At 62.6% G+C, this 16,329-nt stretch carries 14 protein-coding genes; 8 read left to right on the top strand and 6 right to left on the bottom strand.

What is annotated here, in order from left to right; genetic code table 11:
- Positions 1 to 2 precede the first annotated feature (2 nt).
- The 3 genes from ATY75_RS22430 to ATY75_RS22440 form a co-directional block, all read right to left on the bottom strand.
- Positions 3 to 1,613, bottom strand: a complete 1,611-nt coding sequence (locus ATY75_RS22430) for a carboxyl transferase domain-containing protein (protein ID WP_088939266.1) — start codon at positions 1,611 to 1,613, stop codon at positions 3 to 5.
- The gene (locus ATY75_RS22435; protein ID WP_088939267.1) at positions 1,610 to 2,755 is read right to left on the bottom strand and encodes an isovaleryl-CoA dehydrogenase; all 1,146 of its coding nucleotides are present in this window, start codon (positions 2,753 to 2,755) and stop codon (positions 1,610 to 1,612) included. The genes ATY75_RS22430 and ATY75_RS22435 overlap by 4 nt, the downstream gene beginning before the upstream one ends.
- A 384-nt stretch (positions 2,756 to 3,139) precedes the next feature.
- On the bottom strand, positions 3,140 to 4,156 hold the full coding sequence (locus tag ATY75_RS22440) for an AraC family transcriptional regulator (protein WP_088939268.1): 1,017 nt from the start codon (positions 4,154 to 4,156) through the stop codon (positions 3,140 to 3,142).
- A gap of 136 nt (positions 4,157 to 4,292) precedes the next feature.
- Here ATY75_RS22440 and ATY75_RS22445 point away from each other — a divergent pair, with 136 nt between their 5' ends.
- The 8 genes from ATY75_RS22445 (at position 4,293) to ATY75_RS22480 (ending at position 13,223) form a co-directional block, all read left to right on the top strand.
- Positions 4,293 to 5,060 (top strand): SDR family NAD(P)-dependent oxidoreductase, encoded by a 768-nt coding sequence (locus ATY75_RS22445; RefSeq protein WP_088939269.1) that lies wholly within the window; start codon positions 4,293 to 4,295, stop codon positions 5,058 to 5,060.
- Positions 5,061 to 5,080: 20 nt separating this feature from the next.
- Positions 5,081 to 6,268: an acetyl-CoA C-acyltransferase gene (locus ATY75_RS22450; protein ID WP_088939270.1), complete on the top strand. Its 1,188-nt coding sequence runs from the start codon at positions 5,081 to 5,083 to the stop codon at positions 6,266 to 6,268.
- A gap of 15 nt (positions 6,269 to 6,283) precedes the next feature.
- Positions 6,284 to 7,411, top strand: coding sequence for an acyl-CoA dehydrogenase family protein (locus ATY75_RS22455; protein ID WP_088939271.1), 1,128 nt, complete (start codon positions 6,284 to 6,286; stop codon positions 7,409 to 7,411).
- A 62-nt stretch (positions 7,412 to 7,473) separates the two neighbouring features.
- The gene (locus ATY75_RS22460; protein ID WP_088939272.1) at positions 7,474 to 8,706 is read left to right on the top strand and encodes a 3-methyl-2-oxobutanoate dehydrogenase (2-methylpropanoyl-transferring) subunit alpha; all 1,233 of its coding nucleotides are present in this window, start codon (positions 7,474 to 7,476) and stop codon (positions 8,704 to 8,706) included.
- 1 nt (position 8,707) lies between these two features.
- Positions 8,708 to 9,721, top strand: coding sequence for an alpha-ketoacid dehydrogenase subunit beta (locus tag ATY75_RS22465; protein ID WP_088939273.1), 1,014 nt, complete (start codon positions 8,708 to 8,710; stop codon positions 9,719 to 9,721).
- Positions 9,722 to 9,724: 3 nt separating this feature from the next.
- Positions 9,725 to 10,963, top strand: a complete 1,239-nt coding sequence (locus ATY75_RS22470) for a dihydrolipoamide acetyltransferase family protein (RefSeq protein ID WP_088939274.1) — start codon at positions 9,725 to 9,727, stop codon at positions 10,961 to 10,963.
- 3 nt (positions 10,964 to 10,966) lie between these two features.
- Entirely contained in the window at positions 10,967 to 12,364 is a 1,398-nt protein-coding gene (lpdA, locus tag ATY75_RS22475; protein WP_064841558.1) for a dihydrolipoyl dehydrogenase, read from the top strand.
- Between the two features lie 340 nt (positions 12,365 to 12,704).
- Positions 12,705 to 13,223, top strand: coding sequence for a tetratricopeptide repeat protein (locus tag ATY75_RS22480; RefSeq protein WP_064841559.1), 519 nt, complete (start codon positions 12,705 to 12,707; stop codon positions 13,221 to 13,223).
- 218 nt (positions 13,224 to 13,441) lie between these two features.
- Here ATY75_RS22480 and ATY75_RS22485 read toward each other — a convergent pair whose 3' ends face one another.
- The 3 genes from ATY75_RS22485 to ATY75_RS22495 form a co-directional block, all read right to left on the bottom strand.
- Positions 13,442 to 14,002, bottom strand: a complete 561-nt coding sequence (locus tag ATY75_RS22485; RefSeq protein WP_088939275.1) for a hypothetical protein — start codon at positions 14,000 to 14,002, stop codon at positions 13,442 to 13,444.
- Between the two features lie 61 nt (positions 14,003 to 14,063).
- Positions 14,064 to 15,368, bottom strand: coding sequence for an AAA family ATPase (locus ATY75_RS22490; protein WP_088939276.1), 1,305 nt, complete (start codon positions 15,366 to 15,368; stop codon positions 14,064 to 14,066).
- Positions 15,369 to 15,383: 15 nt separating this feature from the next.
- Complete coding sequence (locus ATY75_RS22495) at positions 15,384 to 16,328, bottom strand: type II secretion system F family protein (protein WP_064841562.1); 945 nt, start codon at positions 16,326 to 16,328, stop codon at positions 15,384 to 15,386.
- Between the last annotated feature and the right edge of the window lies 1 nt (position 16,329).

Below are 16,329 nucleotides of genomic sequence, written 5' to 3' on the forward strand. Positions count from 1 at the left end.
CCTCACATCCTGAACAGGCCGAAGCGCGGCCCTTTCGGGATCGGCGCATTCAGGCAGGCGGAAAAGGCAAGGCCCAGCACATCGCGCGTCTGGCGCGGGTCGATGATGCCGTCGTCCCAGAGGCGGGCGGTGGCAAAATAGGGATTGCCTTCCGCCTCGTAGCCGGCGCGGATCGGCGTCTTGAAAGCCTCTTCCTCGGCGGCCGGCCAATCCTCGCCGCGCGCCTCCATCGCGTCGCGGCGGATGGTGGCGAGCACCGAGGCCGCCTGTTCGCCGCCCATGACGCTGATGCGGCTGTTCGGCCAGGTAAACAGGAAGCGCGGGCGATAGGCGCGCCCGCACATGCCGTAATTGCCGGCGCCGAAGCTGCCGCCGATGATGACGGTGACTTTCGGCACGGTCGCGGTCGCCACCGCCGTCACCAGCTTCGCCCCATCCTTGGCGATGCCGCCGGCCTCGTAGCGGCCGCCGACCATGAAACCGGAAATGTTTTGCAGGAAGAGCAGCGGCACGCGGCGCTGGCAGGCGAGCTCGATGAAATGCGCGCCCTTCAGCGCGCTTTCGGAAAACAGCACGCCGTTATTGGCAATGACGGCAACCGGCATGCCCCAGATGCGGGCGAAGCCGCAGACGAGCGTGGTGCCGTAGAGCGGCTTGAACTCATGCAGTTCCGAGCCGTCGACGATCCGGCCGATCACCTCGCGCACGTCATAGGGGGAGCGCACGTCCTCGGGAATGATCCCGTGAAGGTCTTCGACGTCGAGCTTCGGCGGACGCGGAGGCTGAATGTCGATATCGACCGATTTGACGCTGTTGAGGCTGGCGACGATATCGCGCACCAGAAGCAGCGCATGTTCGTCGTTTTCGGCGACATGGTCGACGACGCCCGAGCGGCGGCCATGGGTCTCGGCGCCGCCCAATTCTTCGGCCGAGATAATCTCGCCGGTCGCGGCTTTGACCAGCGGCGGGCCGGCCAAAAAGATCGTGCCCTGATTGCGCACGATGACCGTTTCGTCGGACATGGCGGGAACATAGGCGCCGCCGGCGGTGCAGCTTCCCATCACGCAGGCGATCTGCGGAATGCCTTCGGCCGACATCTGCGCCTGGTTGTAGAAGATCGCGCCGAAATGATCGCGGTCGGGAAAAACCTCGGCCTGATGCGGCAAATTGGCGCCGCCGCTATCGACAAGGTAGATGCAGGGCAGCCGGTTCTGCAGGGCGATCTCCTGCGCCCGCAGATGTTTCTTGACCGTCAGGGGGTAATAGGCGCCGCCCTTCACCGTCGCGTCATTGGCGACGATCATCACTTCGTGGCCGCAAACGCGGCCGATGCCGGATATGATGCCGGCGCCCGGCGCTTCTTCACCATACATGCCGTTGGCCGCCAGCGCGCCGATCTCCAGGAACGGGCTGCCGGCATCGAGCAGCAGCTGGATGCGGTCGCGCGGCAGGAGCTTGCCCTTGCCGGTATGGCGCTCGCGCGCCGTCTGCGACCCGCCCTCGCGCGTTTTCGCCGAGCGCTCGTAGAGCGCGTCGATAAGCGCTCTGTTCTTGGCTATGTTGGCTTTGAAGCTGTCGCTGTCACGGTCGATCGCCGTCGAAATCACCGTCATGATGCGATGAGCTCCCGACCGATCAGATAGCGGCGGATCTCGTTGGTGCCGGCGCCGATATCATAGAGTTTGGCGTCGCGCAAAAAGCGCTCGACCGGCCACTCCTTGGTATAGCCGGCGCCGCCGAGCGCCTGGATCGCCTCCAGCGACACCTTCACGGCCTTCTCGCTGGCAAAGAGGATCGCGGCGGCCGCGTCGGTGCGGGTCGTGCGGCCGGCGTCGCAGGCGCGGGCGACGGAATAGACATAGGCGCGCGCCGAATTCAGCGCGACATACATGTCGGCAATCTTGGCCTGCATCAGCTGGAAATCGCCGATCGGCTTGCCGAACTGCTTGCGATCGCGCACATAGGGCAGCACGACATCGAGGCAGGCCTGCATGATGCCGAGCGGGCCGCCGGCAAGCACAGTGCGCTCGTAATCGAGGCCGGACATCAGGATCTTCACACCTTCGCCTTCCCGGCCCATCAGCGCCTCGGCCGGCACCTCGCAATCCTGAAATACCAGCTCGGCCGTATCGCTGCCGCGCATGCCGAGCTTGGAGAGCTTCTTGGAAACGCTGAAGCCAGGCATTCCCTTCTCGATGATGAGCGCGGAAATGCCTTTCGCGCCGGCGGCGGGATCGGTCTTGGCATAGACGACGAGCACATCGGCATGCGGCGCATTGGTGATCCAGAATTTGGTGCCGTTGAGGATGTAGCGGTTGCCCTTGCGCTCGGCCCGCAACCGCATGGACACGACGTCGGACCCGGCGCCGGCCTCCGACATGGCAAGCGAGCCGACATGTTCGCCTGAGATCAGCTTCGGCAGATAGCGGCGCTTCTGTTCCGGTGAGGCCCAGCGGCGGATCTGGTTGACGCAGAGATTGGAATGAGCGCCATAACTCAGGCCGACGGAGGCCGAAGCGCGCGAAACCTCCTCCATGGCGACGACATGCTCGAGGTAACCGAGACCGGCGCCACCGAATTCCTCCTCGACGGTGATCCCATGCAGGCCGAGCGCGCCCATCCGGGGCCAGAGCTGGCGCGGAAACGTGTTGCTTTCGTCGATCTCCGCGGCCAGCGGGGCAATATGATCGGCGGCAAACCGCGCCGTCGTGTTGCGGATCGCATCCGCGGTTTCGCCAAGCGAAAAATCAAACATGGCACTCCTCCCGCTGAAATATGTAGCGCGGGTTGCGAAAGGTTCAAAGTGCCCATGAGGTGAGACCCTTCCCATTCGACGTTATGTAGCTGAAACGCGCGCCTGCGCTGCGAATGGTGTCTCTGCCCACCCCCCTCCGTCATGCTCGGCCTTGAGCCGAGCATCCACGCCGCATCCATCAGCAGCAGTCGCATGGATCCCAGGCTCAAGGCCTGGGAAGACGGAGAGTGTGGTTGGCATTCTCGTCAACTCGCTGCCAGTGAGGCCGGCACTTACTACGCCTCCCTCATGCCTGTGACGAGCACAGGCATGAGGGAGTGTGTGGAACAATCAGTGCCATATAGCCGCGTAGTTCTATTACCTGCCGACGACGTGGGTCTTCTCTTACCGCTCGGGACTGTGTTCCCCAGCTTCCTCTCGCCGGAATGTCTCCGGGCTCTTGCCCATCCATTTCCGGAAGGCCCGGAAGAAGGCGCTGGGTTCGGAATAGCCGAGCAGCACGGCGATCTCGCCGATTGTCTTCGTTGAGTTGAGCAGAAGCTCGACAGCCAGATCGCGGCGGATGTCGTCCTTGATGGCGGCATAGCTTTGTCCCTCGTCGTGCAGGCGGTGGCGGAGTGTGGAGGAGGGCATGCGCATATCGGCGGCAAGTGCGGCAAAACTCGTCCAGGCAGCCGGCGTCGCCTGGTTCAAGCGCCGGCGGACGGCGGCGGCGATGCCGGCGTCGTAGCGGTACCGCACCAGTATATTGGCGGGCGCACCGCGCAGGAACTGCTTCAGCGCCTGTTCGCTGCGGGAAATCGGCAGGTCGAGCATGGTGCTGTCGAAGCCGAGCCGGCTGATCGATTGCGAGAAACGCACCGGCGCGCCGAAGAAGAGCCGGTAGTCGGCCCCTTGTTTGGGTTCGGCGCAGCGGAAATCGACGAGGCGGATCGGAATGCGCCGGCCGACCAGCCAGCAGATGATGCCGTGCAGGATGATCCAGTAGGTTCGATAGGCGAAGGCCGAACGCGGGCTGCCGGCATCCCTGAGTTCGACTTGGGCGAGACCATCGCGGATGACGAGCTGCCCCCTGGGATCGTCGAGCACGATATCGAGGAAGCGCAGCGCCCGGCGCAGCGCATGACCGAGCGTCGGCGCGTGCAGCACGCAATGGCAGAGCAATGTGAAACTGCCGCTGCGCATCGGGCGGACGCCCATACCGAAGAATTCGTCGTCGAGTTCGGCAGCGATTGCCAGCCAGAGCGCGCCGTAGGTTTCGGCCGAAACCGGATGTGCAACGAGAGATGGCAGGCCGACCTGCGCAAGGATCGGCTCCGTCGGCTTGCCGAGCCGCCGCAGGCTGTCCAGCGCCTCCTCCACAAAACCCGGCGCGATCATGCGTCGCTCGATCTCGGCCATGCCGGTCCTCTCTATGGCAAAACTGTCCGAAATTATGGATCAGTTCTGTCATCGCTTGCAATAGGTGGAGCGAATAGAATCGCTGCTGCCGGTTGCGCCTGGAGGAGGGCGCCTGCCGGGAGGGAGGACCGGATTCATGCTGATCCCAGGAGCAAGTTTCATTGTCACCGGCGGCGGCTCAGGCCTGGGCGCGGCCACGGTGCGCGCGATTGTCGAGGCCGGCGGGCGGGTGACGATCGCCGATCTCAATGCGGGAGCGGGCGAAGAGATTGCCCGGGAATTCGGCAGCGAGGTTCGCTTCGTCAAGGCCGATGTGAGCGATGGCGAGGAAGGGGCTGGAGTGGTTGCCGCTGCGGTGGAAGCCTTCGGCGGCTTGCGCGGATTGGTGAATTGCGCCGGTGTCGCGCCGGCCGAAAAGGTGATCGGCCGCGACGGGCCGCATCGGCTGGAGAGTTTTGCGCGCACGCTCGGCATCAATCTCGTCGGCACCTTCAACATGATCCGGCTTGCCGCAGCCGCAATCCGGAACATGGAGCCGGATGCCGAAGGCGAACGCGGCGTCATCGTCAACACGGCCTCGGTTGCCGCCTTCGACGGCCAGATCGGCCAGGCCGCCTATGCCGCCTCCAAGGGCGGGGTGGCGGCGATGACTTTGCCGATCGCCCGTGAACTCGCCCGGCACGGCATTCGGGTCGTGTCGATTGCGCCCGGCATTTTCGAGACGCCGATGATGGCTGATATGCCGGCGGAGGTGCAGGAAGCGCTCGGCAGGAGCGTGCCCTTTCCGCCGCGGCTCGGCCGGCCGGCGGAATTTGCCGGGCTGGTACGCCATATCTTTGAAAACAACATGCTGAACGGCGAGGTCATCCGCCTCGACGGCGCATTGCGGATGGGCGCGCGGTGAGCGTCGCCGGAGGAGGAAAGATGGCATTGCAGGACCCTATCGTCATCACCGGTGCGGCGCGCACCCCGATCGGCAGCTTTCAGGGAGAGCTGAAGGAAGCGGCCGCACCCGAGCTTGGCGCTGCGGCGATCCGCGCGGCACTTGAGCGCAGCCGCGTCGAGCCCGAGGTGATCGAGGAGGTCATCTTCGGCTGCGTGCTGCCGGCGGGGCAGGGGCAGGCGCCGGCGCGCCAGGCGGCCATCCATGCCGGCCTGCCGTTTTCAACCGGCGCCAGCACCGTCAACAAGATGTGCGGTTCGGGCATGAAGGCGGTCATGATGGCGCATGACCTGATTGCCGCCGGCAGCGCCTCGGTGGCCGTCGCCGGCGGCATGGAAAGCATGACCAACGCGCCCTATCTCCTTGACAGGGCCCGCGGCGGCTACAGGCTCGGCCATGGGCGTGTCGTGGATCATATGTTCCTCGACGGGCTGGAGGATGCTTATGACAAGGGGCGCTTGATGGGCAGCTTCGCGGAGGATTGCGCCGAGGCCTATCAGTTCACGCGCGAGGCGCAGGACAACTACGCCATCGCCTCGCTGACGCGGGCGCAGAAGGCGATTGCCGAAGGCTGCTTCGAAAGCGAGATCGTGCCGGTGACGGTCAAATCGGGCAAATCAGAGCAAGTGGCGAGCCGCGACGAACAGCCCGGCAAGGCCAGGCTCGACAAGATCCCGACACTGAAGCCCGCCTTCCGCGAGGGTGGCACGGTAACGGCAGCCAATTCCAGCTCGATTTCCGACGGCGCGGCGGCTCTTGTGCTGATGCGCCGATCCGAGGCGGAACATCGTGGTCTCAAGCCTCTCGCAACGATCCTCGGTCATGCCACCCATTCGCAGGCACCTAATCTTTTCGCCACAGCGCCGATCGGTGCGCTGCAGAAGCTATCGGCCCGTACCGGACTGGCGCTCTCCGATGTCGATCTCTTCGAGATCAACGAGGCCTTCGCCGTCGTTGCCATGGCGGCGATGCGCGATCTCGACTTGCCGCATGAAAAGGTGAACGTTCATGGCGGCGCCTGTGCCCTCGGCCATCCGATCGGCGCATCGGGGGCCCGCATCCTGGTGACGCTGCTTGCGGCGCTCGAGCGTTACGACTTGAAACGCGGCATGGCGGCACTCTGCATCGGCGGCGGCGAAGCGACGGCCGTCGCCATCGAGCGGCACTAGCGGGGAGGGGAGCAGATGATCCTTTCCGACCTCCAACAGCAGATCTCCGATCTCGCTCGCGATTTTGCCCGCGACCGGCTGGCGCCGGGGGCGGCCAAACGCGACCGGGAGCATCTTTTCCCGCGCGAGGAACTGAAGGAGATGGGCGAACTCGGTCTGCTCGGTATGCTGGTGCCGGAGGCCTATGGCGGCTCGGATACGGGCGTCGTCGCCTATGCCGCGGCACTCGAGGAGATTGCCGCCGGCGACGGGCCCTGTTCGACGATCATGAGCGTGCACTCCTCCGTCGGCTGCGTGCCGATCCTGAAATTCGGCACCGAGGAGCAGCGGCAGCGCTTCCTGCCGAAACTGGCAAGCGGCGAATGGATCGGCGGTTTTGCGCTGACCGAGCCGCAGGCGGGTTCCGACGCCTCGAACCTGAAGACCCGGGCGCGGCGGGACGGCGATCATTACGTCATCGAGGGCGCCAAGCAGTTCATCACCTCGGGAAAGAACGGCAATGTCATCATCGTCTTTGCTGTCACCGATCCCGATGCCGGCAAGAAGGGCATCACCGCCTTCATCGTGCCGACGGAGACGCCGGGCTACGAGGTGATCCGCGTCGAGGAAAAGCTCGGGCTGCATTCCACCGATACCTGCCAGATCGCCTTCAACAACATGCGCATTCCTGCAGAATTGAGGCTCGGGGCGGAAGGCGAAGGTTACCGCATCGCGCTCGCCAATCTCGAAGGCGGACGGATCGGCATCGCGGCGCAGGCGGTCGGCATGGCGCGGTCGGCTTTCGAGGCGGCGCGCGATTACGCCAAGGAGCGCACGGCCTTCGGCAAGCCGATCTTCGAGCATCAGGCGGTCGCCTTCCGCCTTGCGGATATGGCGGTGCGGATCGAGGCGGCGCGGCAGCTGGTCTTTCACGCGGCCGCCTTGAGGGAGGCCGAAATGCCCTGCCTGTCGGAAGCCTCAATGGCAAAGCTCTTTGCCTCGGAAATGGCCGAGCGCGTCTGTTCCGACGCGATCCAGATCCATGGGGGCTATGGCTACATGGCCGATCACCCGGTCGAGCGCATCTATCGCGATGTGCGCATCTGCCAGATTTATGAGGGAACGAGCGACGTGCAGCGCATGGTAATCGCCCGCAATCTATAAGAACCATATCCGGCCAACTTCCGGGGAGAGAAGCGCGGTCGGCAAGGGAGGAAAGAAAAGACATGGTGGATTCCGCTCATCTGAGCCTGCACGTCCCCGAACCTGCCGTCCGCCCAGGCGGCCAGCCCGATTTTTCCAACGTCAAGATCGCCAAGGCCGGTGCCGTGCCGCGGCCGGAGGTCGATGTCGCCTCCGAGGATATCCGCGATCTCGCCTATTCGATCATCCGCGTCTTAAACCGTGACGGCGAGGCAGTTGGTCCCTGGGCGGGGTCGCTCTCGGATGAGGAACTGCTGACCGGGCTTCGCAACATGATGAAGCTGCGCGCTTTCGATGCCCGCATGCTGATGGCGCAGCGCCAGGGCAAGACCTCCTTCTACATGCAGCATCTCGGCGAAGAGGCCGTCAGCTGTGCCTTCCGCAAGGCGCTCAATAAGGGCGACATGAATTTCCCGACCTATCGCCAGGCCGGCCTGTTGATCGCCGATGATTATCCGATGGTCGAGATGATGAACCAGATCTACTCGAATGAGAGCGATCCGCTGCGCGGCCGGCAGCTGCCGATCATGTATTCCTCCAAGGAGCATGGCTTCTTCACCATCTCCGGCAATCTCGCTACCCAATATGTGCAGGCCGTCGGATGGGCTATGGCCTCGGCAATCAAGAACGACAGTCGGATTGCGGCGGCCTGGATCGGCGACGGCTCGACGGCGGAATCGGATTTCCACTCGGCGCTCGTCTTTGCCTCCACCTACAAGGCGCCCGTCATCCTCAACATCGTCAACAATCAGTGGGCGATCTCGACCTTCCAGGGCATCGCCCGCGGCGGCTCCGGCACTTTTGCCGCCCGCGGCCTCGGCTTCGGCATTCCGGCGCTCAGGGTCGACGGAAACGACTATCTCGCCGTCCACGCCGTCGCCCGCTGGGCGGCCGAGCGGGCGCGGCGCAATCTCGGCCCGACGCTGATCGAATATGTGACCTACCGCGTCGGCGCCCATTCGACCTCCGACGATCCGAGCGCCTATCGGCCGAAGACGGAATCGGAGGCCTGGCCGCTCGGCGACCCTGTGCTGCGGCTGAAGAAACACCTGATCGTCAAGGGCGCATGGTCGGAGGAGCGGCACGTGCAGGCGGAAGCCGAAATCATGGATGAGGTGATCGAGGCCCAGCGCCAGGCCGAGACGCACGGCACCTTGCATGCGGGCGGTAAGCCTTCGGTGCGCGATATTTTCGAGGGCGTCTATGCAGAGATGCCGCCGCATATCCGCCGTCAGCGGCAGAAGGCGGGGTACTGACATGACCAGAATGACGATGATCGAGGCTGTGCGTAGCGCCATGGACGTCTCGATGGCGAAGGACGACAATGTCGTGGTCTTCGGTGAGGATGTCGGCTATTTCGGCGGTGTCTTCCGCAGCACGCAGGGGCTGCAGGCAAAATACGGCAGAACCCGATGTTTCGACACGCCGATCAGCGAATCCGGCATCGTCGGCACGGCGATCGGCATGGCGGCCTATGGGCTGAAGCCCTGTGTCGAAATCCAGTTCGCCGACTACATGTATCCCGCCTATGACCAGCTGACGCAGGAGGCGGCGCGCATCCGCTACCGCTCCAACGGCGATTTTACCTGCCCGATCGTCGTGCGCATGCCCACAGGCGGCGGCATCTTCGGCGGCCAGACGCACAGCCAGAGCCCGGAAGCGCTCTTCACCCATGTCTGCGGATTGAAGGTGATCGTTCCCTCCAATCCCTATGACGCCAAGGGCCTGCTGATCGCGGCGATCGAGGATCCTGATCCCGTCATGTTCCTGGAGCCGAAGCGGCTCTACAACGGTCCCTTCGACGGCCATCACGAGCGGCCGGTCACACCCTGGTCGAAACACGACCTCGGCGAGGTGCCCGATGGCCATTACACCATCCCGATCGGCAAGGCCGAGGTCCGGCGCGAGGGATCGGCGGTGACGGTGATTGCTTACGGCACCATGGTGCATGTGGCGCTTGCCGCGGCCGAGGATGCCGGCATCGACGCCGAGGTGATCGATCTCAGAAGCCTGCTGCCGCTCGATCTCGATACGATCGTCAAATCGGTCACCAAAACCGGCCGCTGCGTCGTCGTCCATGAGGCGACCCTGACCTCGGGCTTCGGCGCCGAGGTCGTGTCGCTGGTGCAGGAACATTGCTTCTATCATCTCGAAGCGCCTGTCGTGCGCGTCGCCGGCTGGGACACGCCCTATCCGCACGCGCAGGAATGGGATTATTTCCCCGGTCCCGGCCGTGTCGGGCGGGCGCTTGCCGAAGTCATGGAGGCCTGAGCCGTGGGTGAATTCATCATCAAGATGCCGGATGTCGGCGAAGGCGTCGCCGAGGCCGAACTCGTGGAATGGCACGTGAAGGCAGGAGATCCGGTCCGCGAGGACATGGTGATCGCCGCCGTCATGACCGACAAGGCCACCGTCGAAATTCCCTCACCCGTCAGCGGCACCGTCATCTGGCTCGCCGGCGAGATCGGAGACCGTATCGCGGTCAAGGCGCCGCTGGTGCGGATCGAAACAGCGGGCGATGTTGGTGAGGCTCCGCCTGTACAGATCGCGCAGGCGCCGGTTGCCGAACCGGCCAAGGTCGAAGCTGCGCAGCCCGCTCCGGTCGCTCCGCCTGCGCCGGCTCACGCATTGCCTCCGGCCGAAAAGCCGCTCGCCGCACCGTCCGTGCGGCTCTTCGCCAGGGAAAACGGCGTCGATCTCCGGCAAGTGCAGGGCACGGGACCTGCCGGACGCATCCTGCGCGAGGATGTCGAGCAGTTTCTGTCTCAGGGAGCAGCGCCCGCAGCGGTAAAGAATGGTCTCGCCAGAAAGATGGCGACGGAGGAGATCAAGCTGACTGGCCTGCGCCGCCGCATCGCCGAGAAGATGGTGCTGTCCACCTCGCGCATTCCCCACATCACCTATGTGGAGGAAGTCGACATGACCGCACTCGAGGAATTGCGCGCCACGATGAACAGCGACCGCCGGGAAGGGCACTCGAAGCTGACAGTGCTGCCCTTCCTCATGCGGGCGCTGATCAAGGCCATTTCCCAACAGCCTGAGGTCAACGCCACCTTCGACGACGATGCCGGCATCATCACACGCCACAGTGCCGTGCATATCGGCATCGCCACGCAGACGCCCGCCGGTCTGACCGTGCCGGTGGTGCGGCACGCGGAAGCACGCGGCATCTGGGATTGCGCCGCCGAGATGGTCCGGTTGGCGGAAGCGGCGCGGTCGGGCACGGCGACGCGCGATGAGCTTTCCGGCTCGACCATCACCATCAGCTCGCTCGGCGCGCTTGGAGGTATCGTCTCGACACCTGTTATCAACCATCCCGAAGTGGCGATCATCGGCGTCAACAAGATCGCCACACGTCCGGTCTGGGACGGCGCGCAATTCGTGCCGCGCAAGATGATGAACCTGTCCTCCAGCTTCGATCATCGCATCATCGACGGCTGGGATGCGGCGACCTTCGTCCAGCGCATCCGTACGCTCCTGGAAACCCCGGCGCTCATTTTCATCGAAGGCTGATCCATGAAAGAGATTGTCTGCAAGCTCCTCGTCATCGGCGCTGGTCCGGGCGGTTATGTCTGCGCCATCCGCGCCGGCCAGCTCGGTGTCGATACCGTCATCGTCGAGGCCGGCAAGCCCGGCGGCACCTGCCTGACGGTCGGCTGCATTCCTTCCAAGGCCTTGATCCATGCGGCTGAGGAATTCGAGGCGACGCAGAAAATGCTCGCCGGCAAAAATCCGATGGGCATTCGCGTCGAAGGCGCCTCGATCGATCTTGCCAGGACGATCGCCTGGAAGGACGGCATCGTCGGCCGGCTGACGGGCGGCGTCTCGGGTCTCTTGCAGAAGGCCCGGGTTAAGATCGTCCATGGCCGGGCCCACTTTCGCGACGGCAAGACGGTGGAGGTCGAGACGGAAACCGGCCAGCAGATCATTCGCGCCGAGACCGTCGTGATCGCCACCGGTTCCGATCCGGTCGAGCTTTCCAACTTGCCATTCGGCGGCCGCGTCATCTCCTCGACCGAGGCGCTGTCGCTGACGGAGCTGCCGAAAAAGCTGGTCGTGGTCGGCGGCGGTTATATCGGCTTGGAACTCGGAATGGCCTTCTCCAAGATGGGATCGGAAGTGACGGTGGTCGAGGCGACGCCGCAGGTGCTGCCGCTCTATGATGGGGAACTGGTGCGCCCCGTCATGCGCAAGCTGACCGAAAGTGGTATCCGGGTGCTGACAGGCGCGAAGGCGATGGGCCTTGCCGACAACGGTGAGGCGTTGCTTGTCGAAACCTCCGATAGCCGGCGAGAAAGCCTGCCGGCCGACCGCATCCTTGTGACCGTCGGCCGCCGCCCGCGAACGGCGGGCTCCGGTCTCGAAGAACTCGATCTCGATCGCGCCGGCCCTTATCTGAGGATCGACGATCGCTGCCGCACATCGATGCGTGGCATCTATGCGATCGGCGACGTGACCGGCGAGCCGATGCTGGCGCATCGGGCCATGGCGCAAGGCGAGATGGTGGCGGAGATCATCGCCGGCAAGAAACGCGCCTGGGACAAGCGCTGCATTCCGGCCATCTGCTTCACCGATCCGGAGATTGTCAGCGTCGGTCTCTCGCCGGCCGAAGCGCAAGCGCAAGGATATGAAATCCGCACTGGCCAGTTTCCCTTCAGCGCCAATGGACGGGCGATGACGATGCTGTCCGAAGAGGGCTTCGTGCGCGTCGTCGCCCGCGCCGACACCAACCTCGTTCTCGGCCTGCAGGCAGTTGGGGCAGGGGTTTCCGAACTCTCGGCGTCCTTTGCGCTGGCGATCGAGATGGGCGCGCGCCTCGAAGACATTGCCGGCACCATCCACGCGCATCCGACCCGCAGCGAAGCGGTCATGGAGGCGGCGCTGAAGGCTTTGGGGAGTGCTCTGCATATCTGAGCCGAGCTGGCCAAGACAAAGAAGGAGGCGTCCCAGGATTTGCGAACAAGTGAAGAACGCCGAGCCTCTGCCGATCCGCATACGGCGTTCCATCCTTTGCCCTGACGAGCGGAGTTAAGCGACGTTGATTGAATTTCCACTCTAAGAATCGCCGGACGCATGATACTACCGTAAATAGGTGGCGTTCATCGCTCCGGCGCATTCCGGCGAAGACCGGGTTTGTCGCTTTTTTGCGGCTATTTGCTCAAATTCTTGAGTTGTTAGCTTTTTTTGACGATGATTTCGGGTGAACGTATCCGAAATTCAGGTAAGAATGTCTGACGGGGAGATCAAATTGCCAATGCTGCAGATCAAAGCTGGAACGACATGCATCGCATTTTTGATAGCGACCGGGGCGATTTTGGCCGGTTGCCAGTCAGCCACTGATGGCTTGGCTGCCTATGGCGACAGCGCAAAGACGCTCGAGGATGACTCAGCCGTCGCCTTCTATAAAAACGACGAGTTGATAACCACCGGAAAACTGCAGTTTCAGGAAAAGAACTACGGAAAATCCTACGCCATTTACAAGCGGGCGGTTGACGTTTTTCCGGAAGATCCGGCCGCCTGGCTGGGTTTTGCAGCCTCCGCCGACATGGTTGCCCGCTTCGACACATCCGACCGCGCCTACCAGCAGCTCTCGCGCATGATCGGCAACACCCCAGTTTACTACAACAATATTGGCTATTCTCACCTTTTACGCGGTGATTTACGCAACGCCAGACGGTATTTCTTGAAAGCCTATGAGCTTGATCCCGGAAACGAAGTCACAGCCCGCAATCTCGAATTGATGAAGAATAGCGTAAATTACGCTCAGCGCTGATAAGCTTTTCAGCGATCTGCATCGGGATGAGAGTGCCGTTGCCGCGTTGCGAGCATCGGCGCGGCGCCCCCTGGCAGCGTCCAGCGATTGCTTTCAAGCATGCGTCGCGCAAAATTGTGCAGCGGTTTTGCGGCAGGGACATCGCCTAAATGCAAAGACCCAAAGCTCGTCACATGGAGCACGTCTGATGCGACGTGCTTTGCAGGTGAAGCCTTTATCTAACGTGCCTTCCGAAGGATGAGCTGGCCTTCCGGCGAGAGCGTTCGTTCGTAACGCGGCAGGTCGTTGACGGCAATGCCGCCGGCCGCGATCGACGCAAGACTGCTGTCCGGCATTTGAGTTTCCACCGACGCGGCACGGGGTGCGAAAAATTGTGCCGGTTCCTTGCCGGGCGCGCTCAGGACCAAAGCCGAACCCATCCGAAGATTGGTTGTGTCGTTCTGCCGTTCGTTCACCACGGCCTTTTGCAGCGCATCCATCTGCTGGCGAATCACTGCGACGTCGTCGGCCTTGGCATTGTCGTCAATCTTGCCCGACTGCTTTTCCATCTGTCCTCTCAGTCCGTCGATGGACCTTTTCAGCGCGGCGATGGTCTCGCGGCTCTCGCGAACATCCGCCGAGTTTTTGGCGGTATAGATGAGAACGCCGGCATTCACAGGCAGGAGCATCAGGAGCAAACCGACGAGCAGCGGGCTTTTTGAGCCTTTCTGTTCTACGGTTCGCACATTGCCTGGTTTTGGGCGTTCTGCTTCGACCTCGATGCTCGGAATGCTGGTCATTCGTTTACTCCCCCGTAAGTCATTCAATTTGCCTTGGCCGTGATTGGCGCCAGTCCGCAAATCATTCCGATGTAAACACACCTTCCCATGCCCGTTCGAGCATGTCGAGCGATGCGTTTTTTGCTATTCCGTTGAAATCGCAGTAAGAACCGACGAAATCCAAAAGATATTTCGGATGATAGCAAGAGGCCGGCATATCGCCATTATACTTGCGATCGTAGAACAGGTTCAGGTCCGGATCGCAGACAACCAATCCGTTGCCGCCGGCATAGGATTTGAAGATCCTGATATATTCGTCGCGCGACGGCGTGTTCACGAAGATCTTGTATTTCAGACGCCGCAAGCCGGCCTCGTCGGAAAGGTCCTTCGGGGCGATATTCGTCGAAAATACCACCAGTTCGTCAAAGGGAACCTTGAACTTCTTGCCGGTGTGCAGCGTCAGGAAGTCATAGCCGCGCTCGAGCGGCACGATCCAGCGATTGATCAGCGCCTGCGGCGCCACTTGCTGGCGGCCGAAGTCGTCGATGATGAAAACGCCGCCGGATGCCTTCAAATGGATGGGCGCTTCATAGATATTCGGTCCGGCGTTGAAGGTGAGATCGAGCTGATCGAGGGTCAATTCCCCGCCCGTCTTGATCACCGGACGGCGGCATTCGATCCAACGCTGATCAGCCTTCGGATGGGATTCCGTAGCAGCCTCCGATATGGGCTGATGCACGGCCTCGTCATAGAAACTGATGACATGGCCGCCGACCTCGATGGCGTAAGGCACCCAGATCGTTTGGCAAAACAGTTGCGACGTCCGCTCGGCGATGCTGGTCTTTCCGTTTCCGGGCGGGCCGTAAAGCAGGATGGAGCGGCCGGAATTGATGGCGGGGCCGAGCTTTTCGACCAGGGTGTGCGAGAGCACCAGCCCGGCAAGGCTGTCGGTCAGCCGCTCCGGAGTTACGCGCTCGTCGTGGATGGACTGCAGACCGACTTGCCGGCAGAAAGCGTCCAGCGACACCGGCGCCGGCCCGACATATTGGCATTGACGCGACGCCGTATGGGCATATTCAAGCCCCTTCATGGAAAGCGCATATCGAATATCGGATCTCACATCCTCGCCAGCCAGGCCGCGCGCCTCGAGATATGCGAGTTTCACCAATTCCTTGATCAGGATATTGGCGATCACTTTCGGCAATTTCATGCGCTCAGCCAGATGAGAGGCCGTAGTCGTATCCTGCTCGGCCGCGCATTTGGCCGCCAGCCGAAGCAGGAAAGACGGATCCAGTCCGGCTTGTTCCATGCTTGCCGGCGCCATCGGCATGCGCGGATCGAGGGAAATGATCGCGTCGTTTCGGTTCTGTTCGAGCGGATACTGCATACGACCTCGCTTGGCTCAACCGCCGGGTTTCATGCTGATAAGAAGACTGACGACGCGCATAACGACGGGAACAAGAACGATGATGAGGCTGACCGGAAAAAGGAAGGCGCCGAGCGGTAGCAGCATTTTGACCGGCAGGGCGTTTGCCTTTTCCTCCGCGCGAACAATACGGATGTCGCGCATTTCCTTGCAGTAGACCCGCAGCGTCTGCGTTACGCTGGTCCCGAGCTCCTCCGATTGACGAAACAGAACGGAAAGGGCCCGGGCTTCGTCAATCCTCAGGCGGATAGCAAGGTTGGCGAGCGCCTCGCGCAATCGCCGGCCGCCGCGCACTTCCAGCATCATGATCGACAGATGCAGGCCGAAATCCTGCCGCTTGTCGACGAATTCCCGGGCAACACGGTTCGCCGCCGCCTCGATGCTCATGCCCGCATCGAGGCAGACGATCAGCATATCCATGAAATCGGGAAAGAGGCGGCGGTACTCCCTCTCCTTGGCAGCGCCGCGCCGGTCGATATAGATGTTGACCAGTATAAAGGTGGAGCCCGCGGCAAACATGGCAGCGATCAATGTCGCCACCCCTGACATATCAGGCACGACCCAATTGAGAGCCCAGACCACCGAGACCATCACGCCGATGCAGACCGCGGCGCGAACCACCTGGAAGGTGGTCACGGCGCCGGCGGCAAAATAGCCCGCCCGGATCAGCCGGTTCTGGGTGGAGTTCACATTGGTGTCACGTCGCGTAATCTCGAAATAGCGACGAATTAGGCGGTTTTCCGCCTCGCCGAGATCGGCGATTGTCGTATCGCCAAGATGGAACTCCTCGCGGGCTGTCGCCGAGCTTTTCGACACCCGAACCGAGACCTCGCGCTGGCGAAAAAACAATTCCGAGGCGGCCGCAGTAAAGATCAGCACTGCGAAGAAGACGATGAGATAAATTCCATACTCACTCGACATG

Origin of the sequence: Rhizobium sp. N122, from assembly GCF_002211295.1 — a bacterium.
Taxonomy (GTDB): domain Bacteria; phylum Pseudomonadota; class Alphaproteobacteria; order Rhizobiales; family Rhizobiaceae; genus Rhizobium.